The organism is Fulvivirga sp. (assembly GCF_040218215.1).
In the GTDB taxonomy this organism is placed as follows: Bacteria; Bacteroidota; Bacteroidia; order Cytophagales; family Cyclobacteriaceae; genus Fulvivirga.
Genome location: NZ_JAVJQL010000024.1, coordinates 133,389 through 157,539, shown reverse-complemented (window position 1 = coordinate 157,539; position 24,151 = coordinate 133,389). Strand labels below are relative to the sequence as shown.

The window sequence follows — 24,151 nt, the reverse complement described above, 5'->3', positions numbered from 1 at the left end:
TGTAGAGGTAATATCCAATGATAGTGCCAAAAAGTTAAATTGATATTTAACTATCTATTAATCAGCTCATTAATGACTTGTTTTTAAGGCCTTTAAAATTGTAATTTTTTGATTGATGTTAAGCCTTATAAAGTAAATGCCATCGGCCTGATTTGAAATATCGACATTATATACCGCATTTTTATTTGATATAGATACTGGCTTCATCAAATTTCCAACCAAATCAAATACCTGAACATGGGCATTTTCTGATGCATTTATTTGAAATACTCCGGTGGACGGGTTAGGGTATAAAAATATTCCAGTGTCAATGTTATCAAAAGTATTAAGCACTAAGCTCGATTCATCGGCTTCATTTGAATAGGCTGATTCACCACCTGTATTGTAAGCCTTGATTCTATAAAAATAAATATCAGGTTCTCCGAGGGTTAAATCCTGGTAGGATGAAACATCAGCAATCAAAGAATCAAGTAATTGATAGTTGGAATTATCTCCAAGAGATCTTTCTAAAACAAACCCATCTTCATTAGCGGCATTATCAAGCCATGTTAAGTTAATTTGTTCAAGGGAGATTAATTCCAACGTCAAATCACTTGGAGCGTCCGGGGGAGTTGGAAGGGTTTCAACCATTAGGATTTCAGAGTAATTGGATTCTTTACCGTCTAATAAGGTTTTAACTCTGTACTTATAAACAGTAGCAGGTTCTACGTCATTGTCAGTATATATAGTTTCGCTAGCATTAACTGAACCAAGAAATTCAAAAGAACCAGTTTCAGAGGCTCTTTCAACAGTAAAGCTGTCTTTAGATGCGTTGTTATCTTGCCAAACCAGGGAAACCGAAGAAGCTGTCACTTCGGTGGCTTCTAAGCCTGATGGAGTTAGAGGGATACTAATGACAGAAACAATATTAGAATAATTTGAAGTGTCGTTGTTTACAATAGCCGCCACACGATAATAGTAATTGTTATCTAACGATGCAGTTAAATCAGAGTATTCCGTTATATCTGCACTAACTTTTCCGACCTCTTCAAATGATGTGCTGTTTCCAATCGATCGTTGAATACTAAACTCTTGCTCATTATCTGAGTTGTCTGTCCAGGCAAGGTCAATATTAGCATCATTAACAATAACGGCACTCAGGTTACTTGGAGGATTTGGCTTTTGACCAGAATTCTCACCACAAATTTCCAACGACCAACTTTGCAACGATCCTCCGTCATCAGGTACCTGATCTGTGACATTGAGTTTCCAAATACCATTCATTTCTTCCCCATTAAAAACATCCAGATTTTCCAATGCCTGATATGTGTTGCCTGTTGTTGGAGGGCAGTTTATTGTTGATATATCTGAGTCTTGATCAAAATTTAAATTGAAGTCATCATTACTTCCACAAATTCCGCTAAAGAGTACAACCTCGGTGCCTTTTGGTGAGATTAATTTTACTTCTAAATCTTCAATGTAAGTATGGGTTCCAACCAAATTTAAAATATTAACATCACCAATTTTACCGCTAGCGCTAATCTCAATTTCTGAAATTACTGTATTCGGTGCGCCAGAACTGATGCTCTTTGGAATATCTGAACTCGCAGTAGTGTTACAGGAAACTGTAGTAAAGTTGCTGGTGGTAAAGTCTGTGGATTCACAGCTATTAGTACCCTTTACCCTCCAGAAGTATGTTGTGCTGTTTTTCAGAAGTTGAGGTTGGAAATTCCCTTCAGAAATATTGGTTTTAGATTCAATTATATTAGAAAAACCATTATCCAAAGCAATATCCAATTGATAGGTGTTATTATTAAGCTCATTCCAAATTAATAATGGACTTAAGCCCACATCCTGTTGATTTGAAATGGGGTTTAATACTTCAATATTTTCAAGTACTCCGTCAAAAACCACTATCGAGAGGTATTCAATCCTCATGTTTGTTCCATCATTGGCTGTAATAGTCAATTGATACTGACCGTTTGCCGTTTGGCTGGGATCGGAAATTGTTAAAGTCGTGGAATTCCCAGGAACTACCGGATTGGTACTGAAATCGGCAGTGAGACCATCTTCTAAGCCTGAAACAGAGAGTGTTACTTCTTGAGAATAGCCAAGTATACTCCCTACTTCTATAGATGTATTATTACTTGTTGGGCTGCAGATTTCCAACGAAGCAGTTTGGATTTCAAGAAAATAATCTGGTACTACTGGCGCTTCAATATTTATATTCGAGTCGTTAATGTCAAAGAAAATGTTATCAGTTGCTTCAATTTTAATTCTGACAGTTGATGAAACAATGTCTGGAATCAGTACATTTTCAACACCATCATTCGGAGTGTTTGATTTTAAGGTGTAGGCAAACGTTGATCCTCCGTCATCCGAAAGCAAGATGTTTACATTTTGACAATTTACGGGTGCAGTATTAGTGTTCGCTACGTCCCATAATATTTCAACATTTGATTGTGCCGTTAACGTTGTGTTTGTATTGAAAGTATTTATCACAAAGGGACCAGCTTCTTCAGTAACATCAAAGGTTATCTGGTCATAGTTTACCCCGCCACCTTCAGCTTTATTATCCCTGGCTGTCAATCGGAAAGTTAATGTTCTGGAATATGAAGGCAATAATTCTCCTAGTGTTTGTGTATTATTCAAAATATCGGATAACTGTGGAAATATTCTTGTTGGCTCTGATTGCGGAACAAATGATCTGAATATAGGGGCATCTTCTAAAGGACTATCAGGGCTTCCTTCCGGGCCTAAGTCAAATTGCTCCCAGTTATACGTTAGGGCATCTCCATCAGCATCAGAGCCATTTCCAGTTAAACTAAATGGCGTGCTAATAGGAATGGTAAAACCAGATTCCCCAGCATTCACAGTTGGAGGAGTGTTGCCTGTAGATGTTATGAAAGCACAAGTATTGCCAGGTCCATTCACACTATAATTTAAAATTTCATCATAGCTGATGGTGTGAAAGTAAGGGTCACTGTTGTTTTGTAGATTTTCTGGTGAACAAATTCCAGCATAGGCAAGAATAGTCGATCCGCTGCCCGGTTCGTATGCTGTAGAATTATTCCTATTACCGTCACAAGCCCCAACTATACTATTGAAAGTGTGATTAGCACTAAACTGATGCCCAATTTCATGGGCAACATAATCTACATCATAAGGGTCTCCTATGGGGTCTGATGTGCCAGTAATTCCATTAGCCTTAAAACCAGTTTGGCAAGGGCCTGGGCCAGCTAATCCACCGCCACCAGTAGAAAAACCATGCCCGATATCATAGTTTGCATCACCTATAATTAAATCAATATTTTCCTGAGTCTCCTCAATATAAACGCCTCCATCGTCATTGGTGTAAGGGTCGGTGTCTGGATCGGTATAAATTAAAAGATCTGTATTTTCTACAAGAGCAAAACTTATGGACACTTCCTTTTCATATATGCCATTGACTCTATTGATAGTTGTTATAATCGCAGCCAAGGCTGATGAAACTGTTCCACCGTGAAATGCTGTATATTCTCCAGTTGCAGTAATTGCCAACCTGTAGGTTCTTAATTCAGTTCCATTTGCCCTTGACTTATAAGTCTGTTTAGCAGATAGGTTAACCCTTGAGCCTTTGGAGCTATTTTTATTTAATAATTGGTCGTCCGTAATACCAACTTTGCTGTATGCTTCAAAGTCTTGTTTGTAGTAAACTTGATGTGTTGTGTTGTTTTCCTTACTTACCGGATCAATAAAAACGGTTCCTTCCTCCGTAAACAACATACCATGAAAACCATAAGGAGTGAGGTCAACTTTGCCATGAATTTTTCCATCTGAGCTAACGGCTTCAAATGTTTGAATGTCAGGGTACTTAGTGGCTAGGGAAGGAGGTAAAAGGTTATTAGGGCTAAGGATAAATTGCTTAAACTGCCCATTGGCAAGAGGCAGTGTTACTGTTTTCGGAGATGACTTAGAGGCTCCCTTTAATTTATTATGAAGCGTTTCTTTTTTTAACCCATAATTTAGACCCTTGGTGATTGGAATGCGGGACCTTAAATTAGTGTTGGATTTTATTGGTGACCATAATTCGTCACTTTGACCATAAGCAAGGTGAGCAACAAAGATTGAAGCTATTATAAAAGTTACTATTCTCATGGGTTATTATTTTGCTCAAAAAAAGGATTCTTTGAATTTGTGTTGGTATCACCTTTTAGGTAACATACATATTCAGGGCTATTCCTCTCTACTGGATTAATAAAATAGGTATTTGATTCTATGCTAATCATCGCATAAAAGCCAGATGGATTAATATCAATTCTTCCTGATGACACCTTTTCAGAATTTAAAACCACATAAGAACGTATCTCTGGAAATTTCTCTGCCAATGCTGGCGACATAGTTGATGAGGTTTTGACATTTACAGTCAGTATTTCGCCATAAGGAGTAGGTATTTCTAAGGCATTATTACTTTCAACGGCCAATTTAAGCTTATCAATATCCAGGCTATAAGCTTTGAACTTGGCAGGAAGGTCATTCTCATTGGCAGATACTTCTGAAATCTCAGTCCAGTAAACTTGGGTAGAAAAAGAATTGGTGCCTTTACAACTCACTAAAAAGAGGAATAAAGGCACCAATAAGAATATTTTTAAAAATTTACACATCACGAATTTATCTCTAAAATTCGTCAAGTGTAACCATATTTATTCAATTATAACAGCATCAACATCTTTTTGCTTCACCATTTTGTTGAATGCCGGAATCTCCGTTTCAAAAATCACTTTCAATTTGTTGAGTTCCTTGTCAATCTCAGCGGTGATTTCCTTTTTAAATGCAACTGCCTGATCAGTAGGCTTGTAATCGCCCATCGCTTGCAGGGAATTTAAATGACCAAGCTTGTTGTTCAACCTGATTGGGAAGTTGAGTGGATCCTGGCCGCTTCTGTTTTTGGTCTGATATAGGGCTTCTTCAATCACTTTCATAGACTTAAGAATCTCCTCAGATTTTGCCTTGATGTCCTTGAATTCATCACCGTCCATTTTAGAAGTCACCAGCTTAATTTGCTCTCTGGCTGTTCTAATTTTCTTAATTGAAAGGTTGGTTTCAGAAAGCTTTTCGATTACCTCGTTAAGGAAATCGAACTGTGCCTTAAGGTCAGCTACAGAAGAAGATGATCTTGGATCTTTAAGAATTGCGAAAGGTTGCTCCTGGGCTTTTCCATTCACCTCCAATTTAACTTTGTAATTTCCCGGAACCGCCTTTGGGCCATTCAGTGAAGCCCACCAAAGTATCATTCCATCAAAACCTTCAGCTCCTGTATATCTCATATCCCAAACAAAGCGGTTCATTCCAGATTTGAAATCCAGCTTCCCTTCTTTACTCTCTTTATCAGGGAAGTTGCTAAACGTTCTTATAGACTTACCACCTTCTTCCATAAAGGTCATTCTAACAGTATCAACATTAGCAGTGTCTTTCAGATAGAAGTGCACCATTACACCTCCAGGATGATTCTCACCTTCGGTTTTAGGGTTGCTATAATTACCACCACTCATTCTATAGCTATCCATTGGCTTGAACAAGAAGCTGTTTGAAGATTTCATCTGATCACTTAATTGGTGAAGTGGTGTCAAATCATCGATTAGCCAGAAGCTTCTTCCTTGGGTTGCAGCTATCAGGTTATCATTTTTTATGGTCAAATCTGTAATAGGCACCGTTGGCAAATTAAGTTGAAATGGCTTCCAGCTTGCTCCGTCATCAAAAGAAATGTACATGCCGTTTTCCGTACCTGCATACAGAAGCCCTTTTCTTTTTAGATCAGCCCTTACCACTCTGGTAAAATGCTCAGAAGGAATCCCTGATGTTATTTTAGTCCATGTTTTACCATAGTCTTTGGTCTTATAAAGGTATGGTGCATAGTCACCAGACTTATATTTTGTTCCAGCAATGTATGCACCACCTTTCTCAAATGGGTCGATATCAATGCTATTGATCATCATCCACTCCGGCATACCGGCAGGGGTTACATTTTTCCAGTTTTTGCCACCATCTGTCGTAACATGAACTAGTCCATCATCAGAACCAGTCCAAATAAGACCTGGCTCAAGAGGAGATTCGTTGATGGCAAATATTGTAGCATAGTACTCAACACTGGTGTTGTCCTGAGTAATTGGTCCACCAGATGATAACAACTTAGTAGAGTCATTTCTGGTCAGGTCTGGGCTTATTATTTCCCAAGACTGGCCTTCATTGGTTGATACATGCACATGCTGAGATGTTGTATAGAGCTTCTTAGGGTCATTTGGAGAAAATAGTATTGGGAAATTCCATTGGAATCTGTACTTGAAATCAATGGCGCCATGTCCCATTGGGTTATCTGGCCAAACATTTATAGCTCTTATTTCTTCTGTATCATGATTAACCCTGGTTAAAAAACCGTCATAACTACCACCATAAACAATCTCATTATTTTTTGGATCAACTGCAATATGGGCACTTTCTCCACCAGCAGTTGATTCCCAATCGCTTTCCCCAATGCTTCCACCAGAAGTTCTATGTGCTATTCTTACTGTCGAGTTATCCTGTTGCGCACCATAGATTCTGTAAGGAAAGTGATTGTCAGTAACCACTCTGTAAAACTGAGCAGTAGGTTGGTTATGATAAGTAGTCCAGTTTTCACCGGCATCAAAACTTACCTGGCCGCCACCATCATCGGCCATGATCATTCTTTGATTGTCTTCAGGTGCAATCCATAAATCATGGTGGTCTCCGTGCGGGGCATTGCTCGATTCGTATGTTTTACCACCATCTTTAGAAACATGATAGCTTACGTTGAGTACATAAACCATATCCTCATCCTGCGTATCGGCATAAATGCGGGTATAATACCACGCCCTTTGTCTCAGTTTTCTTTCATCGTTGACTTTAGCCCATGTCTTGCCAGCATCATCTGATCTATAAACCCCACCGTCTTTGTTTTCTATGATAGTCCAAACCCGGTTTGAGTTTGCTGGAGATACTGTTACTCCTGATATTCCCCATACACCTTTTGGCAGTCCTTTGTTACTGGTGATATTCTCCCAGGTATCTCCGCCATCAGTACTTTTCCAAAGGGCAGAACCTTCACCACCACTTTCAAGGCTATAAGGTGTTCTTCTTATTCTCCAGCTTGAAGCATAAAGTATTCTTGGATTGTTAGGATCCATTACCAAGTCTACAATGCCTGCATCGGCATTAGCATATAACACCTTGTTCCAGGTTTTGCCACCGTCATTACTTCTGTATATGCCTCTTTCAGAACTTGACTTGTACAGGTCACCTAATACTGCCGCATAAACCAAGTCAGGGTTTTTAGGATGTATTCTAATTCGTGAAATATGTCTTGAATTAGGAAGGCCAATGGAAGTCCATGTTTTTCCGGCATCTACAGACTTATACATGCCTGAACCGGAAGAAACATTTCCACGAACGGTAACCTCACCTCCGCCAACATAGATTACGTTGTTGTCCCACTCGCTTACTGCAACGGCACCAATTGATCCTCCAAAAAAACCATCACTAATATTTTCCCATGAATTACCTGCATCAGTAGTTCTCCATACTCCACCACCAGTAGCACCCATATAGTACAAATTAGGCTTGCCGGGCACTCCAGTTACCGTGGCCGATCGGCCTCCTCTGAAAGGGCCAATGTGTCTCCATTTCAGACCGTTATACAAGCTTTCATCGTATGAGGTTGTAGCGGCACTGGAATTTGATTTAGATCTTCGTTGTGCATCAGTATTGTAAAAGCACAACAGAATAAGAAATAGGGGTATAATTCGTTTCATAGGGGTTAAGTAATTTGATTCTCTTAAATATATAAAAATCATTGAGCAAATAATTGTACAATATTTATGAGCGGAAAAATCAATTTGGGTTATAAGTCAATGATACCCCCTTATCTAAGGAAATAATGAATAAGATTACTACTTTTACGTAAGTCTATGGAAATGAACCTAATGGGAGAATCCTTGAAATATTATATTTCAGTCTTTTGTATTTTTTTGCTTTCTATTCCATTGTCTGCTCAAAACTTTGAGCGGATAGATAGTATTCAGACGCAAATTCGCCAGATCGATTTTAATGATACCTCAAGAATTGATTTATATAATCAGCTAGGTTGGGAATATCGTAAGTCTCACCCAGACAGCACTATACTGTATGCTGAGCGGGCTATTGCCTTGGTGAAACGTTACAATTTAACCAGTGGAACAGCCCAGTCGTTCAATTACATTGGAATTGGCTATCACTACAAAGGCAATAATTTAAAGTCCTTCGAATATTACAATTTGGCACTTGAGGAGGCTGAGATTCATAATGACTCATCTCAGTATGCTCATGCGTTAAATAGTTTGGGTAGACTTTACCTCAACCAGGGTGACTTTATCAAGTCTTATGATACCTATTTTAAAGCACTTGAAATTTTCAGGAACATAGGGGATACGGAAGGTATAGGTTACTGCTATAAAAGCCTGGCAGAGCTGTATCAAACCCAAAAGAATTATGACAAGGCACTCGAGATGAGTAAGCAAGCGCTTGCTATTAGGGAAAAATCCAACAATGTACGTGGCCAAATATCAGCGCTTGTAGAAATAGCGGGTGTTTATGAGAAGATGGAAAATTTCGAAAAGGCCTTTGATCATTACCTTCAGGCTAAGGTTAAAGCAGAGTCGATCAATGATAAAGTGAGTATTTCCAGTATTGACTTGGGTATTTCTCAACTTTATTATAGTGAAAGCAAGTACGATGAAGCTCTTATATTCGGCCTAAAGGCAGATAGGGTGGCCAGGAGTACATCGAATTTAGATTTAATCAGTCAGATCGAACTCCAACTTGGTAAAGTATTTTTTGAACAGAGAGTGTATGATAAGTCCAGGGCCTATCTAAAGAAAGTCATTAAAAATACTGAAGTATCAAAGGATTTGGCTTTAGAGCGCGATGCCTATTATTACCTTTCTGAGATTTCTGCCCAGCTAAACGAAGTGGCCGAAAGTTATAACTATTTTCTAAAATATACAGAGTTAAACCATGCCCTTGACAATGCCGAAGTAGCCAGGACCATTGAGAGATTGGAGGCTAGATTTGAAATTGAAAAGAAGAATCAGGAGAATGAAATACTGACCGCACAGCAGGCAAGGGATGAAGCGATTATTGCAAGACAGCAAACTCAGAATATTGCTTTGACCGTTGTTGTTCTTGTTGTTACTTCTTTAATGGTTACCCTTTATATTATGAGCAGAAAGAGAAGAGCTGATAATATGAAGTTGAAGGAAAAAAACGAGGAAATAGCAGCTCAAAGGGAGGAAATTTCAAGGCAAAATGTACATATCAATTCCCAGAATGAGAAGCTTCAGAAGAGAAATGATGATTTGGCACAGCTCAACCAAGAGAAGGACATTTTAATGAATATAGTGGCCCATGATTTAAAGTCTCCTTTTAATAGAATAAGGGGTATTTCAGAATTGCTAAAACTTTCAGGGCTTAATGAAGAGCAAAGCAATTACAATAACCTGCTTCAGGAAATATCTGTCAGTGGCATTAACCTTATCAGGGACTTGTTGGATGTCAACTCATTTGAGGACGATAGCCGCAAAAAAGATAATACAAAAGTAGATGCTTGTGATCTGATACTTGAAAAGGCTAAGTATTTCTATGCGGATGCAAAGTCTAAAAACATTGAGATAGTGACCGAAATAAGTGATGCACATGCATATTTGTTTACTGACCAGGTCTATTTATCGAGGATACTGGATAACCTGGTTTCCAATGCCATAAAATTTTCAAACCGGGATTCTAAAGTGGTTTTGGGTGCTGTTAAGTCTGACGGAAAGATTCAAATTTATATTGAAGACTCTGGACCAGGATTTAGAGATGAAGACAAGAAAAACTTATACAAGAAATTCACAAAGTTAAGTGCCCAGCCCACTGCAGGGGAAAGTTCAAATGGACTTGGGTTAGCAATTGTTAAAACCCTTGTTGATAGACTTGGTGGTGAGATTTTGCTGGAGTCAGAGGCTAGAAAGGGCAGCAAGTTTACACTCTACTTCCCGATAGGAAGTGAGGTAGGAAGGGCCGAAGATGTTACCGCATAGAGACTAATGAAAATAAGAAGAGGAGCCTACAAAGCACGCCTAATTATTTTAAGCTAGTGCTGATTTAATATCATCAAGAAGATCATCTACATCTTCGATACCAACACTAAGTCGTATAAGTGAATCCAGAATGCCAATCTTTTGCCTTTCTTCATAAGGGATGCTGGCATGTGTCATGGTTGCAGAGTGATTAACCATTGACTCAACGCCACCTAACGATTCTGCAATGGAGAAGAATTTAAAGCTTTCCATGACCTTGAAAGCAGCTTCCGTGCTGTTTTTCTTTAATGTGAAGGAGATCATACCCCCAAAGTCCTTCATTTGGGCTTTGGCTATTTCATGGTTAGGGTGTGACTCAAAGCCTGGCCAATACACATTTTCTACCTTAGGGTGATCTTTCAAGAAATTGGCAATAGCCCTTCCATTTTCACAATGCCTCTGAACCCTCAAGTGTAGTGTCTTAATTCCTCTTAGTACAAGGAAACAATCCTGCGGACCTGGAGTAGCACCGCTGCTGTTTTGAATAAATGCTAAATCCTTGGCCAGCTTATCATCATTTACAATAAGGGCACCCATCACCACATCGGAGTGGCCACCTAAATATTTTGTAACGGAATGCATCACTATATCAGCGCCTAAATCTAAGGGCTGTTGCAAGTAGGGCGTTGCAAAGGTGTTATCAACTGCAAGCATCAGGTTATGCTTTTTAGCAATTTTCGATGCTCCCACCAGATCAATGATGTTCATCATCGGGTTGGTTGGGGTTTCTAGCCAAAGTACTTTGGTATTTTCATTCACATATTTTTCGATGTTGGAAACATCTTTCATATCAATGAAATGAAATTTCAAGCCAAACTTGGCATATACTTTTGTAAACAATCTATATGTCCCACCATACAGATCATTTGCTGCTATTACTTCATCACCAGGGCTTAACAATTTCAAAACGGCATCAATAGCCGCTAAACCGGAAGAAAAACATAGGCCATGTTTTCCATTTTCCAGCGCTGCCAAACTTAGCTGCAAGGCATGTCTTGTAGGGTTTTGAGTTCTGGAATACTCGAAGCCTTTATGATCTCCCGGAGATACCTGAACGTAAGTGGAGGTTTGAAAAATAGGTGTCATGATTGCCCCTGTTGACGGGTCGGGTTCTATACCGGCATGTATTGCCTTAGTGCCAAATTTCATATGTAAATTTCTTTAAATACGGTGTGTAATGTGCATTGCCAAGATGGTAGAATAGGATAAGACTACCATGCTTCTTGATAAAATCACGACCAGTAAGTCTTGATATTTTCTTTCCAGTTGTCCTTGTCTTTGAGATAAAGCAGTGTATTGATTAACATCTTGTTTTCTGCAGATGTTCGGCCTGATTTCTCAATGGCATTTTGTATGATAGAATACATATCTTGTGCTGATTGCTTGCTTGCAAGAAACTCAATAACCGAATTGTCATCAATGGCTGTTGCTTGTGGAACTGGCTTTTCGGTAATACTCTGAGGAGCTTCTGGTTGTACTTCCTTTTTTACGGTATCTGGTTGTACAAAACTCTTGGCTTCTTGTTTTAAAAAAGCATCAAGGTCTTTGAGTGTATTCTTTTTCTTAGCCATGATTCAATTCTTTTATAATCTCCTGAGCAACGGTCAGGTATTCTTTTTCAGCCATTATTGTACTGAAATTAACAAAAAGGTTTTTCTGTGGCACAGTAACTTCCAAAATATGAGCATCCAGATTATCCAACGCATCCATTATGGTTTTTGATCCTGTCAGGCTGTGAATCCTATTGGGCAGCACCATTATTTTTAATTCTGACTTTAACTCTCTGGCTGGCGATAAATCTTCAATAGTCTGATAAGTAACTAAAAGGTCATTTTGCGTTAAGCTGGTAGGCACAATTACACCATCACTTTGCAGGCAAAGCTTCTTAATACCCTCATCAGTGGTTTTTCCGGCACTATCTACAATTATAAAATCATAAGATTTAGACGTCCTTAATTGAGCAAGATCTTCTGCAATATTCGCATCTTCAGAACCCAGGATTTCAAACAGGGAATTCTCCTTAGCCCCTGATTTAAATACCTCAAGTTTTCTGAGTGTATTAAGCGTGTAGTTGGTATCTGTTTCTATTAGCGCCACCTTGTGACCAAGGCTGTGAAGCATAGTAGCCAAATTGATGGCGTTGGTTGTTTTGCCAGTACCACCTTTTCGGCTAATAAATGAAATAATTTTTGTCATAGCATAAATGTACTTGACTAAAATTATAAAAATAGGGCGACTAAAACTAAAATCTTTTTACTTTGAAACTAAAGCACATAAAATGAAGAAAGTCTATTATTTATCGACCTGCGACACCTGTAAAAGAATAATGAATGAAGTAGGAGTGGAGGGTTTTGAAAAGCAGGATATAAAAACTGAGAAGATTACCAATGAACAAATAGAGGTGATGCATTCACTTGCAGGAAGTTATGAGGCACTTTTTAGCAAAGTGGCCAGAAAATATAAAGAACTTGGTTTGAAGGAACGCAGTCTAAGTGAGGATGAAATAAAGCAGTTTATCCTTGATGAATATACTTTTCTGAAACGACCAGTTTTTATTATCGATAAGGAGATATTTATTGGGAATAGTAAGAAGACTGTGGAGGCCATAAAGTCCAAGTTGGCTTAATGATACATCCAACTATTTCTGCACATGGTGTGTCTCTAAGAAAAGAGCACAATCATGAAGTACATTCTCATATTTTTTCTATCACTTACTTTAGTATCCTGTTCTGATGATACTGGCAATCTATGTGGAGATTATTTATCCCTAAAACTGAATCAGTCTAAGTCTGTCACTATATGTGATGAAGAGGAGGCTTCATTCAAGTTGACGAGAATAGAGGATAGCCGATGCCCTGCAGATGTTATCTGCATAAGAGCGGGGGAGGTGTTAGTTGATTTGAGGGTGAACGATGATAAATTGCTGAACTTCTGTTTGGGCGATTGTCCAGATAGAAATGCCGGTTTTATTCAAGCGGATACTATTGCAACAGTGGTCAACGACATAGCTTTTAAGGTAGTACTTCGTGCCGTTAATTCATACCCTTCTTCAAAAGATATATTGCCACCAACGGCATGTTTTGAGGTGTTGTTAATGGAGTAGGCATTTGGCCTACTCCTTATCATTTAGACTAACTTATACCTGGCCTTTTTTAAAACCATAGGTATTTTGGCCAATAAAGTCTTTAGGGAACTTGTCATCTCCCTTAAATCCAATTTCTATCTTTCCACTGTCTTCAGGGATGTAATTAGTTTTAAATACATAATCCCAAAGACTTAAACTGATACCATAATTAACACCATACTTTCCTGCGGGCAATACATAGGCATGGTGGTAAAGGTGCATCACAGGATTATTAAAAATATACTTCAACGGCCCCCATGTGATTTTGATGTTCGCATGATTCAAATGCCCGATAGTTATGGCAATAAAGTGAACAATATAAGCCTGTTCAGGCTCGAAGCCACCTAAAATCATGACTCCAAAAGTTTTTAAAGGCTTGTACAAAATATTTTCCATCCAATGATAGCGCAGGTGTGCTGCAAAACCCATTTCCTTTACACTATGGTGCACTTTATGGAACTTCCACAGAAATGGATATTTGTGAAGCAATACATGGGTAAACCATTGCACAAAGTCCAATACAATAAAGAAGATCAACAGCTGCCCCCACATTGGCCATTGTGAAATATCAATAATCGCCAGGCTTTTAGCTGTTATGTTGATACTCTCAAACAGTACATTTAGAATGTTATAGATACCGGCAACAGCTATTGAGAAAATGAAAAAGTTGAAAAACATGTAAAATCCATCAAGCCAAAAGTCCTTTCTGAAAATGGCTTGCTCTTTTCTCCATGGAAAAGCAATTTCCAGCCCCCAAACGACAAGCGATATAGCTATCAATCCCCAGAAGTAATTGGTGTACCAAGGCACTTCGAAAATTATTGATTTCCAGGTCCAATCCACTGTCCCGAAAAACGCATTCTTAAACGCATCTAAGTATTTCATTTATTTATAAATTAATCGTTGTTAAACTATCTTTCTCAAATTGTAGTTCATTGAAATGACTCCATTCAGTCCATGAACCATCATAATTCTTTACATTCTTAAAGCCTAGTAATTGGGTTAGTACAAATACTGTGTGGGCGGAGCGAACACCACTATGACAATAGACTATAATCTCATCTTCTTTTTTATCAAGTAGTTGCTTGTATACATTGTTTAACTCATCAATAGACTTGAATTTGCTGTCTCCATCAAGATCTACAGCATCAGCCCAATCAATGTGGGTGCTTCCTGGAATTCTTCCGGCTTTAGCAGCTCCTTTTTTCTGTGTTTGTCCTGCATATTCATCTACTGATCTTGTATCTATAATTATGGCCTTTTGGCCTATGGCAGTTAAAACTTCTGATTTAGAAACATAATATTTCATACTTGGTTTTGAGGAAAACCTGAAAATGCTCTCAGAATAAAAAGGAGTTTCTGACGTGATCATGCCGCCTATGTTTGTCCACGACTTCAAACCTCCATTAACTAACCTCACTTTGGTAAACTCATAATTTTGCAATATCCACCACAGTCTTGCTGCATCACAAAGGGCGTTGTCATCATATATCACCAGCGTGTCGTTGATTTCAATGCCCAACCTACTGAAAAGGGATTCTATTTGGGCTGGTGAGGCCATCATACCGTCATATTTGTAAGAGTTGTCCTCAATATCCGTACGCCAGATGGACAGCGCTCCCTCAATATGACCTATATCGTATTCTTCTCTTTTTCTAAAGTCAAGGATTTTGTAGCCTGACTTATTTATGAAATCTGATAACTCTGTAGCCTCTATCAAGTAGGAAGTTGAAGTTTCAAAATTGTCACTTAAAGCGCTCGTTGGATCTTCCTTTTTCTCCTTTATACAAGAAGACAATAAAAGTAAAATCACTATCACTTTAATCTTCCAGCTCATACCATTCTATATTTGATAGATTCTCACGCCTGCCTTTCTTTTTTGCAGGGTAATTTGTTACCAGGTAGTTAACTATGATTTCCTGATTGTCACCTAAATCCCAAAGATTCTGTGTTTCCTGCATCCACTTTATGGTAGCATTCCACCTTTCAGCGTTCATTCGGTTTTGAAGAATAAGTTTGGAAGAGTGACAATTAGTACAATTGTTCACCACGGTCATTAAGCCTTCTGCTTCAACTAAACCAGTTCGCACATGAATGCCATTTTCAATCTTATTATCATCAACTACTGCAACCACTTGAGGCTTTGGTTTTAGTGCAGTCAAATTAGGATCAGCCTTATAGTAAATCATAAAACCTCCAAATGAAACAACCAGCACCAAGGCTATGATCGTAAGCTGATGGACTACTCTAACAAGTCTTATAAGTTTTTCTTTTTCAGACATTTAACCAACTTTTACTGCTATCCTGTGACATGCATTGTTTAAATAGCCCTTGGGGTTCCATCCTGGTATGAGCATCGGTTGAGCATTACCTCTTGCATCTGTGGCTCTGGCCCATACCTCATAGTATCCTTTCTGAGGGAATTCAACTGAGGCTGAAAAATGTTGCCAAGCCAACCTGTTGGAAGGCTTTTTAACAGCGCAGGTCTTCCATGTCGCACCAAAATCTATGGAATACTCCATTTTTGATACTTCTAATTCACCTGCCCAGGCATGCCCTCTTATTTCCAATGAAGTGCCTTCTTTAATGATAGCGCCTGATTTAGGGTATGTTATCAGCGATTTGACGGGCATTGATTCTATAATGCACATGTCTTCTTCTTTGACCTTTTCTCCCGGAGCTACTGGTGTGCATGGTACTTTATAGGCATCACCTGTCATTTTTGAGCCGTCATGAACAATGTTTCTTATGCTGATGCGGTTGATCCATTTTCCAGAAACGGATGCTGGCCAGCCACCAGCTATCAGTCGCAACGGATAACCATGAGCCAGAGGAATATCTGCACCGTTCATAGCGAAGGCTATAATCGTTTCATCTTGCAGTGCCTTGGCCATTGGGCACCCTCTTGATATAGGCTCCTTATTTGGATCCATGCTCAGGTGCAAATCAGCTGAATGATATCCGATATATACTGCGTCTGATTTGATACCTGCATCTCCCAATACATCTTTTAACCTTACACCTGTCCACTTTGCGCAGTGCACGGCTCCAATAGTCCATTGATTGCCTTTTGCAGGAGGATCAAATTCGCTACGGCCATTGCCTCCGCACTCTAAGGTTAATTGATAGGTGTAATGTTTAAATTTAGACTTCAACTCTGCCAGCGTATAAGTCTTTTTATTTACAACGGATTCCCCATCAATGGTCAGTGTCCATTTATTGACATCAATATTTTCAGGCACCAAACCATTATTCCTGATGAACATCTTGTCGTTTGGAGTTACGTTATCATCCAGAAGGTGTGCTTGAGCCTCCATATTCCATGGCTTATCATTAAGCACCACCATGTCTTTATGTTTATTAAACAATTTAAAAGGATCACCATCCTGTAAAGCCAAGGGTGTGTATCCTTTTGGCATTGAAGCACCAAAAACTATATCGGCACCCAATAGTGTAATAAAGGAGGTTAAAGCAGTTTTTTTAACAAAGTTCCGTCTTTTCAAAGCAGTTTAAGTTTAGGTTATCCCTACTAAATTTAACCAATTTAAATCTTTTGAAAATTTGGTTGTGTAACATTTGTTACAATCCGTGAAGAACCTTCAGATTATCTTGGGCAATTACTAAAAATCTGAATGTTATGAAAAAAGACTTTGAATCAAGCTTTACTGGCTGGTCGTTTATATTGGCCGCAATACTTTTATGGGGTGGATGGGCCCTGTCTTCACATCACATTGGAGAATATATAGTAGCGTCAGATTTCAAGGCTGTTGGAGAAGATGTCTGGTATTGGATATGGATGTACAGGTTCCACATTTTTGGATGGGTAACTATGGCAATAGCGATGTTTGCGCTGTTATCTATTACTACGAAAGGGCCTTACAGGGTTATTATGGTGCCAGCAGCAGGCATGACAATAGTAGGTACTTTTACACTGGCGATAGCGGCAGCATTCTATTATAACTTCGGTGCATGGGGAGTGGGCATGACCATGGACAAATCTCCTGCTGAAATTGATGAATTTATGAATGGTGTTTTGTTTACCAATCAATATGTTACCTGTTTTGTCCGCTTTGGACGAATCTTTTCTGGAGTTGGTCTGGTATTGTTGGGCTTTGCTTTTTTAAAGTTCAAATTACTTCCTAACTGGCTAGGAGCCTTCACTGGTTTATTGGGCCTTGCTGCTATGGGCATTATACTGTCGATCCCTGATAATTTTGAGATTTACAAGCCATTATTCCATGTTAAGGTGGTTTGGTTGTTAGCAATGGGCGCTGTGTTGTTGCGACAAGGCATCAATGTTTCTGAGAAGTCAAGTTGATTTTTAGATAGGTTAGTTTTGTTTGGCGAGTTCAATTGCATATTCTAATTGAACATCTTTATTGAGAATTATATCTGTGATTGAAGGTAATACTTCATGATCAGGTATAATTCCTCTATCAGGAAACGCGCTTGGTTTTACATCAAGTATATATTTGATGGTTGGTACATAAATCGCAATGTTAGAGTTGGGCAGTGTAGTAGATACTGAGCCACCAGAATTGTAACCATAATATCCACCTGCGGTTTCTTCGCCAACAAAAATTGCTCTTTCATTACTTCTTGCCACTGAGCAAAACTCTGCTGTTGTTGAGAAACTAAATCCGTCAGTCAGTATATAAACATCTCCACCAAAATTATTAGATCGTGCTTGCTGAGTTAATAGGTTAGAATGGTCACTACTGGTCAGTTGTCTGTCTGCATTGTGTAATGACTTGTAATAACTAAATTCCTTGTTGGTGAGGTATGCGTAAAGTAAGGAACCGTGCGTATCCATTCCGCCTCCATTTCCCCTAAGATCGATAATCAGTTTTTCGGCTCCTTTGGATTTTAATTTTCTAAATGTGTCCTCCAGAAACAGGGTGTAATTTTCGTTACTGTTTCTCAATGAATAATAGTCAAAAGACCTGATTGTCAGAATGGCAATATTGTCGTCATGGAATGTAAAGTCGAGCAACTTTTCTGGTCTTTCGTATTTGAATTTGCAGTCCATGGCAGGAAACTTCTCCGCCTGAATAATCGTTGATTTTACATCTCCAGCATTGTCTTTAAAAGTAATTTTAAATTCCTTTGGCTCACCGTAAAGCATGAAATAATAAAAAGGGAATTTGATGCTTACATCTCTGTGCTTAAAAGAAGTGATTGCCCCATCAGACATGATGTACTTAAAAAATTGATTTCTTAATAAGTTGACGCTTTTTCCATTGATGGTTAAAATTTCACTACCTGCTTCAAGGGAAGCATAAGGAGAGTAGACCACATAAGCTTTGTCCTTTAAAAACCGCAATTGGAAGGGGAAAAGCAGTGCTTGCTGGCTGAAATAGGAATTTAGCTCCTCTGATGCCCTGCTACCTAAATGACCATCTTGCAGAGCACTCAGCAGGTATTTTATCTGTGCATAAAACTCTATTTCTGTTTTTGGTTTTGATAACGACAAAAGGCAGCTGTCAAACAACTGATTAATCCTCTTTTTATCCACATACCTGTCAAGGGCGGGGTGCGTCTCCCAAAGCGCTGCTTTAAAAACTTTGAAGTCCTCCTGTAGTTCTTCAGGGGTAAGCATTTTCATTCCAGTCTGCTCCGTTTGACCAGAGGTGCATTGCACACCGAAAACAAGGGTGAGAAATAGTAGGTGGTAAACTTTCTTCATGAATCTTTAATCTCTGCTCAATTAACGTTAATAATCATATTGAGCTTTAGATTTTCTACCAATGGGATAGTTTCTGCCGTGATCGGGATGAATAACACAAAAACCTAACAGCTAGCTTATTTTAGCCGCTCTAACTTCCCTTTTCTTTTCACAATGTTTTTGTAGTCCCACTGAATGTCACTTGACTTAGAAACCTAGCGGCTAACATCTTCTTTGTTGATTTGATCTGCTGAAGTGTATAATATGGAAGCATCTTTAAATTTACCCGAACCATTTTCTAAACCTTCTTCATCAAAACTGGCTCCACTCCAAAACATCAGGCGAATACCCGCCTTCAGTTTGCTGTACCCTACAATGGGGTTACCATCTAAAAACCAAACCGGATGAGCATGCCATATTTTATGCTCAGCTTCTGGCAGGTGCCTACATATTTCAGTATAAAGCACATTGCAAATGGCCTTTTCTTCTCTGCTTTGCTTGTTGTGGTATTCCCGGATTTCTTTATTAGACATTTTGGCGAATGTTAATACTTGAATTTAGTTGATTATTGTGATTTTTTTGTGATGTTGGAGCATATTGGAAAAATCTTAGTGTTTCCTTAGGGTAATAATGCTGACGAACCGTGACGGAAACACTATAAATCCTAGTTTGCTTTTTAGAAGAATTGAAGGGTTAGTGTCAACTATGTTAGTAGCTACATAATAATTTCTAAATTGTTATTCGCCTCTTTATACTTATCTAAATCACTCTCTGATATCTGATTATTTCTAAGCACTAGTTTTGTGAGGGTACTTTTCTTCAACAGGTTTATGGGTAAGTGTGCTATGTTATTGTTACTTAAATTTAGAATTTTAGTGGAAACTGGTAACTGACTCAAAACCTGGCCAAAATCTAATTGAGGGTTATCAACTAATGAAAGATATTTGAGGTTTTTGCAGGTACTTATTTCGGTTAGAAAAATTTTCAAATTGCAGTTATGCAAAGAGAGCTGCGTAAGGTTAGGCAGATGCTGAATACCTTCTAAATTTTCCCAATTGTTTCCGCTTAGCCAGAGGTTGCTGATGTTTTTTAATAATGAAATTTCTGTAGGTAGTTGAGTATGCCCATTGCCGCCAAGCCCCATTTGACTTAAATTATCAAGTTTTGATAGTTTTAGAAAGGTATCCCTAAGATCTAAATCAGGATTTTGACCAAGCCAGATCATTTCTAACGAACTGAGTTTAGTTATTTCAGCAGGCAGCTTTTCGAAGCTATTATTCATCAAAGCAATATTTACAAGCTTAGGTAATTTGGAAAGATAGGTGAGCATTTGAGACCATTCAAGGTTAGGGTTTCCTATCAGGTTGATGTAGATGATCTCTTTTAATTGCTGAATTGAAGCAGGTATCTCCGTAATATTAAGGTTTTGCTCTTTTAAATGCTGAATTTCTAAAACCTGTAAATTGTGAAGGTAGCCTATGCTTTCAGGGATCTTTGATATGAAGGTATTAGATAATTTTAATTCTCGTAGTTTATTAAACTTTGGGAGTGATTCTTCTAGTGCAGTTTCATCTATCTTACTATCACTTAAGTCAAGCCTAACCACTTCATCTGGTTTATTTAAAGCTTCCTCTAAAGTTTTAAAAACTTTGAAGCTGTTGATGTCTTGCATAGTCTCATTAAAGGATTGGCCGCGTAGAGAAATACAGCTAATGACGGTTAGAAGAAGTGATGTTAGTAGTGATTTCATGCAATTTAAGTTTTAGACTCCTTTACGCATTCAATAATCTTCAGGGTTGCAAAGAGCTAATGATCTCTTGTCCGATTAATTTGTTCGGATAATTAATTGTAATACAAAGCGGATTGAAAACCCTATGATATGGCTTCGGAGTTACAAAGTATGAAGAACTTGCATATTAACACCAGCGGACGCTTATGCTAGTACGGGCAGGCATATTTTCATTAGCTTATTGCAGTGCGTTTTGTACGTGCTGGTCTTCTTATAATTTTACCTTCCTTCCTTGCGAGAATATATAAAGTGATCCCAATCAGTAATAAGAACAACGCTGTAAAAATTGAACCTTCTACTCCTACAGCACCTCCTGTAAATATTTCAGGCCCATCCAATTTAGATTGAATGATTCTTCCCATATCATCCAAACCGGTAAGATTGGATCCATAAAAGGGTTGTGCAAAATTCCATCCCAGATGAAAGAAAAATGGCAACCAAATTCTCTTAGTATACACAAAGAGCATGGCCATTGTGAATCCCCAAATTAGAATAAAAAAGACACTAAACAGGTTGGCATTGGGGTTAAACAAATGATCTGTTTCGAATAGCATTCCAATTATTAAAGCTATGTTAGTGCCTAACCAATTTTCACTTATCCGTACAATAATGCCTCTAAAAAAAAGGTCTTCAATTAGTGCGGCAAGCATTAGTAGACCGAACAGTTTTAATGAATAGTGTTCTGCTGAGATACTGAAAAACTGGAAATGGCCCAGAAAATATAAGATAGCAATGGTTAGTGAAATTGTTAAAAATCCTAAAGCAAAACCTCCAAACATTTCTTTGGGCAAGTGTTTTATGGACAGTTCTGTGATTTTTCTATTGTCATAGAAACGAAACAAACAGTAGTAGCTAAGTAGTAAAACTGTAACAGAAACTAAATGGATAATTGGGTCAGCAATACTCTTATCTTGAATTATACCATAAAAAAGAGGCTTTGATACAAAGTTTTGAAATGCCACAAATAGTGAAAAGCAGACAACAATACCTACTATCATTTTTGTAATCGGGAAAAATAGCACACTCTGTATTGTTGCTTTCATTTGTTGTTTTGTTAGAGTTCAAAATTTTTCTGATTTGACTTCTGATGTTCAAGGCAGGTTACAACTTAGTTAGTCGAGCACGGGATATTATGAATTGATGAAAAATACAGAGCTATTCCAGGTTTGTAATCTGGAATGGGTGTCGAAAAATCTGTGATCCAAATAAAATAAAGCGGATTGAAAATCCTATGATATGGCTTCGGAGTTACAAACTCCGAAGATCTTGATAAATCGGGTTGAAAATCCTACTAGAGAGCTTCGGTGTATAAACTCAGAAGAGCATTTTCAATAATCAGTAAGAAGTGATTCGTAAGGAATTTTAAGCTTATCGTGCAAATTGCGAATCATCTTCAAAGTCAACTTACGCTTCCGACTTAAAATTTCTGATACCCTGCTTTTATAACCTAAAACTTTGGCCAAGTCCTTTTTACTCATATCCATTTGCTCCATTCTAAATCTAATAGCTTCAATGGGGTCAGGCGCTCCAATAGCATAGTGATCGTCTTCATATTTTTCTATCAATATAGATAGCACCTCTGCCTCATCTCCTTCAGGAGAGTTTATGGGAGCATGGAATATCTCTTCAAGTCTTAGAAGGGCATTGTTATAATCTATTTCTGATTTTATCGCTTTTATGTTCATAATTCAAATGGTATTAGCGTCTATTTTATCATAATCTGAATGCGTGCCAATGAATCGAATAAAGACCCATTGTCTGATGTAGTTGATATCAACTACCAACCTATATTTGTTTCCACACATATTGAAAACAACTCGTCCATTCTTGAGAATACTTGCTTTCACATATTCCTGTTTTATATCACTTGGGCTTTCCCATGATGCTTTGGAAGCTTCTTTATACCAAGTTTTTAGTTGGTCTTCGGCATCAGCATGAATATCCCAAAACTCCCGTAATATCTTTTTAGCAATTACTCTCATTGTATCTATTGCATCGACAAAAGTAATGAAAAGTTACCAAAATGGTAATTTCATAAATTATTTTCTGAAAAGGCATGTTCATTTCGGGAGGTAGTTGACGTCAATTCATCGGATGGATAGATGGGTTGTGCGGGATAGTCACCTGATGAATAATTACAATTACTTTGGTTGAGAGATGCTCATAATGACCAGTTTAAATTGAATGATTCAATAATATAAAATGGATTGAAAATCCTGACGTAGTACTTCGGAGTTACAAACTCCGAAGAGCTTGAATAAAATAGTTTACAAAAGGCACTAGTGAGAGATATAAATACTTGATCTGAATATGATACATATAAATGGTACTACGTATCTTTAATCATTGAATTTCAATAGCTATGAATGATAGAAAAACCACCAATACATTACTTCTGATTCTTGTTATTCCTTTGGTGTTTTATCTGCTTAAAACGCTATCATTCATCTTCATTCCGCTGTTCTCCTCTATGTTTATTGCCTTGCTTTTTTTACCTATGATGAGATGGTTTAAGAGGAAGGGCGTGCCTAAAATTGTTAGGATTATAATAGTGCTGCTCATCATTGTTTCCTTTTTTAGGGTGAGTGGAGTGTTGATTGAGCTATCAAGCAGAGAGATTCTTGCTACCGACAACGCTTTTTTTGAACGTGCAAATGATAAACTCAACTTGTTAGTAACCAGAATTGAAGTGTTCTTTGGTTTTGATTTTTTACAAGGAGAGGGAATGCTGAGGTCAATTATTAAAAAAGACACCATTATAAAAAACTTCGCGCCAACAGTTGGTTTTATCGCCAATACTTTATCCATGACGCTTACTACTGTATTTTTTGTAGTACTTCTATTGGCAGAATCTCTTGATATGCAAAAGGTATTGAACAGTACCATTCTCAAACACCACTTTTCTTCGGTCAAAACCTTTATGAAGATAGAACGGGACCTGATTAAGTTTATTAAAGTGAAGTTCTTTGTAAGCTTATGTACAGGGGTGGGTATTGGTATTGCTTGCTGGGGATTTGGCATCAGCTTTCCCATCTTTTGGGGCCTGTTTGCCTTTGCCATCAATTTCCTTCAAATGATTGGCTCCATAATCACCGTAGTGCTGCTCGCTGTTTTTGCTTTTGTGGAAATAGAGTCTGCATCCATGCTGTTTTTATTTGTCCTGACAGCCACAGGGGTTCAGGTTATTTTCGGGGCGATTTTGGAGCCCATTTTCATGGGAAAATCATTTTCCATTAATGTGATCACCATTTTAATAATGCTGATGCTTTGGGGTTATATCTGGGGAATACCAGGCTTGATCATGTCTATTCCAATCACTGTATTGCTCAAGTTGCTCGCAGAGCAGTTTAAGAACACGCAAATCATTTCCGAATTACTATCTGGTAAACCCAGAAATGGTTCGGTAAAGCGAATTTTATAGTTTCTCTTTGCCTGGATTGTAAAGC

21 protein-coding genes are annotated in these 24,151 nt (G+C 38.2%); 5 read left to right on the top strand and 16 right to left on the bottom strand.

Going from position 1 to position 24,151, the window contains the following annotated elements:
• Positions 1–69 precede the first annotated feature (69 nt).
• From RIB54_RS17115 to RIB54_RS17105, 3 genes are read right to left on the bottom strand one after another with little or no spacing between them, the layout of a single operon-like run.
• Positions 70–4,116 carry a reprolysin-like metallopeptidase gene (locus RIB54_RS17115; protein WP_350102028.1) on the bottom strand — a complete coding sequence of 1,349 codons (4,047 nt, stop codon included), beginning with the start codon at positions 4,114–4,116 and terminating at the stop codon, positions 70–72.
• Entirely contained in the window at positions 4,113–4,622 is a 510-nt protein-coding gene (locus RIB54_RS17110) for a hypothetical protein (protein ID WP_350102027.1), read from the bottom strand. Before RIB54_RS17110 ends, RIB54_RS17115 begins: the two co-directional genes overlap by 4 nt.
• 39 nt (positions 4,623–4,661) lie before the next feature.
• On the bottom strand, positions 4,662–7,784 hold the full coding sequence (locus RIB54_RS17105; protein WP_350102026.1) for a WD40/YVTN/BNR-like repeat-containing protein: 3,123 nt from the start codon (positions 7,782–7,784) through the stop codon (positions 4,662–4,664).
• Between the two features lie 156 nt (positions 7,785–7,940).
• Between RIB54_RS17105 and RIB54_RS17100 the strand changes: the two genes are divergently transcribed.
• Positions 7,941–10,088, top strand: coding sequence for an ATP-binding protein (locus tag RIB54_RS17100; protein ID WP_350102025.1), 2,148 nt, complete (start codon positions 7,941–7,943; stop codon positions 10,086–10,088).
• 48 nt (positions 10,089–10,136) lie between these two features.
• On the opposite strand, the gene RIB54_RS17095 is transcribed toward RIB54_RS17100, so the two are convergent.
• The 3 genes from RIB54_RS17095 to RIB54_RS17085 form a co-directional block, all read right to left on the bottom strand.
• A complete protein-coding gene (locus RIB54_RS17095) occupies positions 10,137–11,276 on the bottom strand; it encodes a cystathionine gamma-synthase (protein WP_350102023.1) in 1,140 nt (379 codons plus the stop codon).
• A gap of 83 nt (positions 11,277–11,359) precedes the next feature.
• Positions 11,360–11,698 carry a hypothetical protein gene (locus RIB54_RS17090; protein WP_350102022.1) on the bottom strand — a complete coding sequence of 113 codons (339 nt, stop codon included), beginning with the start codon at positions 11,696–11,698 and terminating at the stop codon, positions 11,360–11,362.
• Entirely contained in the window at positions 11,691–12,323 is a 633-nt protein-coding gene (locus RIB54_RS17085; RefSeq protein WP_350102021.1) for an AAA family ATPase, read from the bottom strand. The genes RIB54_RS17090 and RIB54_RS17085 overlap by 8 nt, the downstream gene beginning before the upstream one ends.
• Before the next feature lie 82 nt (positions 12,324–12,405).
• On the opposite strand from RIB54_RS17085, the gene RIB54_RS17080 reads away from it, so the two are divergent.
• Positions 12,406–12,753, top strand: coding sequence for an arsenate reductase family protein (locus tag RIB54_RS17080; RefSeq protein WP_350102020.1), 348 nt, complete (start codon positions 12,406–12,408; stop codon positions 12,751–12,753).
• A 54-nt stretch (positions 12,754–12,807) separates the two neighbouring features.
• Complete coding sequence (locus tag RIB54_RS17075; protein WP_350102019.1) at positions 12,808–13,230, top strand: hypothetical protein; 423 nt, start codon at positions 12,808–12,810, stop codon at positions 13,228–13,230.
• A gap of 33 nt (positions 13,231–13,263) precedes the next feature.
• Here RIB54_RS17075 and RIB54_RS17070 read toward each other — a convergent pair whose 3' ends face one another.
• Genes RIB54_RS17070 through RIB54_RS17055 form a run of 4 tightly spaced genes read right to left on the bottom strand, consistent with a single transcriptional unit; the run spans position 13,264 to position 16,754 of the window.
• Entirely contained in the window at positions 13,264–14,136 is an 873-nt protein-coding gene (locus RIB54_RS17070) for a sterol desaturase family protein (RefSeq protein ID WP_350063604.1), read from the bottom strand.
• Between the two features lie 4 nt (positions 14,137–14,140).
• Positions 14,141–15,088, bottom strand: coding sequence for a sulfurtransferase (locus RIB54_RS17065; protein ID WP_350102018.1), 948 nt, complete (start codon positions 15,086–15,088; stop codon positions 14,141–14,143).
• A complete protein-coding gene (locus RIB54_RS17060) occupies positions 15,072–15,533 on the bottom strand; it encodes a hypothetical protein (protein ID WP_350102017.1) in 462 nt (153 codons plus the stop codon). The genes RIB54_RS17065 and RIB54_RS17060 overlap by 17 nt, the downstream gene beginning before the upstream one ends.
• The gene (locus RIB54_RS17055; RefSeq protein ID WP_350102016.1) at positions 15,534–16,754 is read right to left on the bottom strand and encodes a sulfite oxidase; all 1,221 of its coding nucleotides are present in this window, start codon (positions 16,752–16,754) and stop codon (positions 15,534–15,536) included. It lies immediately after the preceding gene.
• 134 nt (positions 16,755–16,888) lie between these two features.
• Here RIB54_RS17055 and RIB54_RS17050 point away from each other — a divergent pair, with 134 nt between their 5' ends.
• Positions 16,889–17,569, top strand: a complete 681-nt coding sequence (locus tag RIB54_RS17050) for a hypothetical protein (RefSeq protein ID WP_350063612.1) — start codon at positions 16,889–16,891, stop codon at positions 17,567–17,569.
• A 12-nt stretch (positions 17,570–17,581) separates the two neighbouring features.
• Here the strand turns inward: RIB54_RS17050 and RIB54_RS17045 are convergent, their stop codons facing one another.
• The 6 genes from RIB54_RS17045 to RIB54_RS17020 all read right to left on the bottom strand — a co-directional run bounded on the left by RIB54_RS17045 (position 17,582) and on the right by RIB54_RS17020 (position 22,687).
• Positions 17,582–18,937 (bottom strand): S41 family peptidase, encoded by a 1,356-nt coding sequence (locus RIB54_RS17045; RefSeq protein ID WP_350102014.1) that lies wholly within the window; start codon positions 18,935–18,937, stop codon positions 17,582–17,584.
• 194 nt (positions 18,938–19,131) lie between these two features.
• Entirely contained in the window at positions 19,132–19,449 is a 318-nt protein-coding gene (locus tag RIB54_RS17040) for a DUF1801 domain-containing protein (RefSeq protein WP_350102013.1), read from the bottom strand.
• 182 nt (positions 19,450–19,631) lie between these two features.
• Positions 19,632–20,666 (bottom strand): leucine-rich repeat domain-containing protein, encoded by a 1,035-nt coding sequence (locus tag RIB54_RS17035; RefSeq protein WP_350102012.1) that lies wholly within the window; start codon positions 20,664–20,666, stop codon positions 19,632–19,634.
• Positions 20,667–20,878: 212 nt separating this feature from the next.
• Positions 20,879–21,748, bottom strand: a complete 870-nt coding sequence (locus RIB54_RS17030; protein WP_350102011.1) for a CPBP family intramembrane glutamic endopeptidase — start codon at positions 21,746–21,748, stop codon at positions 20,879–20,881.
• 285 nt (positions 21,749–22,033) lie between these two features.
• Positions 22,034–22,390, bottom strand: coding sequence for a helix-turn-helix domain-containing protein (locus RIB54_RS17025; protein ID WP_350102010.1), 357 nt, complete (start codon positions 22,388–22,390; stop codon positions 22,034–22,036).
• A gap of 3 nt (positions 22,391–22,393) precedes the next feature.
• Positions 22,394–22,687 (bottom strand): type II toxin-antitoxin system HigB family toxin, encoded by a 294-nt coding sequence (locus RIB54_RS17020; protein ID WP_350102009.1) that lies wholly within the window; start codon positions 22,685–22,687, stop codon positions 22,394–22,396.
• Positions 22,688–23,067: 380 nt separating this feature from the next.
• On the opposite strand from RIB54_RS17020, the gene RIB54_RS17015 reads away from it, so the two are divergent.
• Positions 23,068–24,126 carry an AI-2E family transporter gene (locus RIB54_RS17015; RefSeq protein ID WP_350102008.1) on the top strand — a complete coding sequence of 353 codons (1,059 nt, stop codon included), beginning with the start codon at positions 23,068–23,070 and terminating at the stop codon, positions 24,124–24,126.
• The last annotated feature ends 25 nt before the right edge of the window (positions 24,127–24,151 follow it).

Bases quoted from the DNA above. Each gene is read 5' to 3' on its own strand.
- RIB54_RS17115 (WP_350102028.1), bottom strand. From the start codon at position 4,116: ATGAGAATAGTAACTTTTATAATAGCTTCAATCTTTGTTGCTCACCTT.
- RIB54_RS17110 (WP_350102027.1), bottom strand. From the start codon at position 4,622: ATGTGTAAATTTTTAAAAATATTCTTATTGGTGCCTTTATTCCTCTTT.
- RIB54_RS17105 (WP_350102026.1), bottom strand. From the start codon at position 7,784: ATGAAACGAATTATACCCCTATTTCTTATTCTGTTGTGCTTTTACAAT.
- RIB54_RS17100 (WP_350102025.1), top strand. From the start codon at position 7,941: ATGGAAATGAACCTAATGGGAGAATCCTTGAAATATTATATTTCAGTC.
- RIB54_RS17095 (WP_350102023.1), bottom strand. From the start codon at position 11,276: ATGAAATTTGGCACTAAGGCAATACATGCCGGTATAGAACCCGACCCG.
- RIB54_RS17090 (WP_350102022.1), bottom strand. From the start codon at position 11,698: ATGGCTAAGAAAAAGAATACACTCAAAGACCTTGATGCTTTTTTAAAA.
- RIB54_RS17085 (WP_350102021.1), bottom strand. From the start codon at position 12,323: ATGACAAAAATTATTTCATTTATTAGCCGAAAAGGTGGTACTGGCAAA.
- RIB54_RS17080 (WP_350102020.1), top strand. From the start codon at position 12,406: ATGAAGAAAGTCTATTATTTATCGACCTGCGACACCTGTAAAAGAATA.
- RIB54_RS17075 (WP_350102019.1), top strand. From the start codon at position 12,808: ATGAAGTACATTCTCATATTTTTTCTATCACTTACTTTAGTATCCTGT.
- RIB54_RS17070 (WP_350063604.1), bottom strand. From the start codon at position 14,136: ATGAAATACTTAGATGCGTTTAAGAATGCGTTTTTCGGGACAGTGGAT.
- RIB54_RS17065 (WP_350102018.1), bottom strand. From the start codon at position 15,088: ATGAGCTGGAAGATTAAAGTGATAGTGATTTTACTTTTATTGTCTTCT.
- RIB54_RS17060 (WP_350102017.1), bottom strand. From the start codon at position 15,533: ATGTCTGAAAAAGAAAAACTTATAAGACTTGTTAGAGTAGTCCATCAG.
- RIB54_RS17050 (WP_350063612.1), top strand. From the start codon at position 16,889: ATGAAAAAAGACTTTGAATCAAGCTTTACTGGCTGGTCGTTTATATTG.
- RIB54_RS17045 (WP_350102014.1), bottom strand. From the start codon at position 18,937: ATGAAGAAAGTTTACCACCTACTATTTCTCACCCTTGTTTTCGGTGTG.
- RIB54_RS17040 (WP_350102013.1), bottom strand. From the start codon at position 19,449: ATGTCTAATAAAGAAATCCGGGAATACCACAACAAGCAAAGCAGAGAA.
- RIB54_RS17035 (WP_350102012.1), bottom strand. From the start codon at position 20,666: ATGAAATCACTACTAACATCACTTCTTCTAACCGTCATTAGCTGTATT.
- RIB54_RS17030 (WP_350102011.1), bottom strand. From the start codon at position 21,748: ATGAAAGCAACAATACAGAGTGTGCTATTTTTCCCGATTACAAAAATG.
- RIB54_RS17025 (WP_350102010.1), bottom strand. From the start codon at position 22,390: ATGAACATAAAAGCGATAAAATCAGAAATAGATTATAACAATGCCCTT.
- RIB54_RS17020 (WP_350102009.1), bottom strand. From the start codon at position 22,687: ATGAGAGTAATTGCTAAAAAGATATTACGGGAGTTTTGGGATATTCAT.
- RIB54_RS17015 (WP_350102008.1), top strand. From the start codon at position 23,068: ATGAATGATAGAAAAACCACCAATACATTACTTCTGATTCTTGTTATT.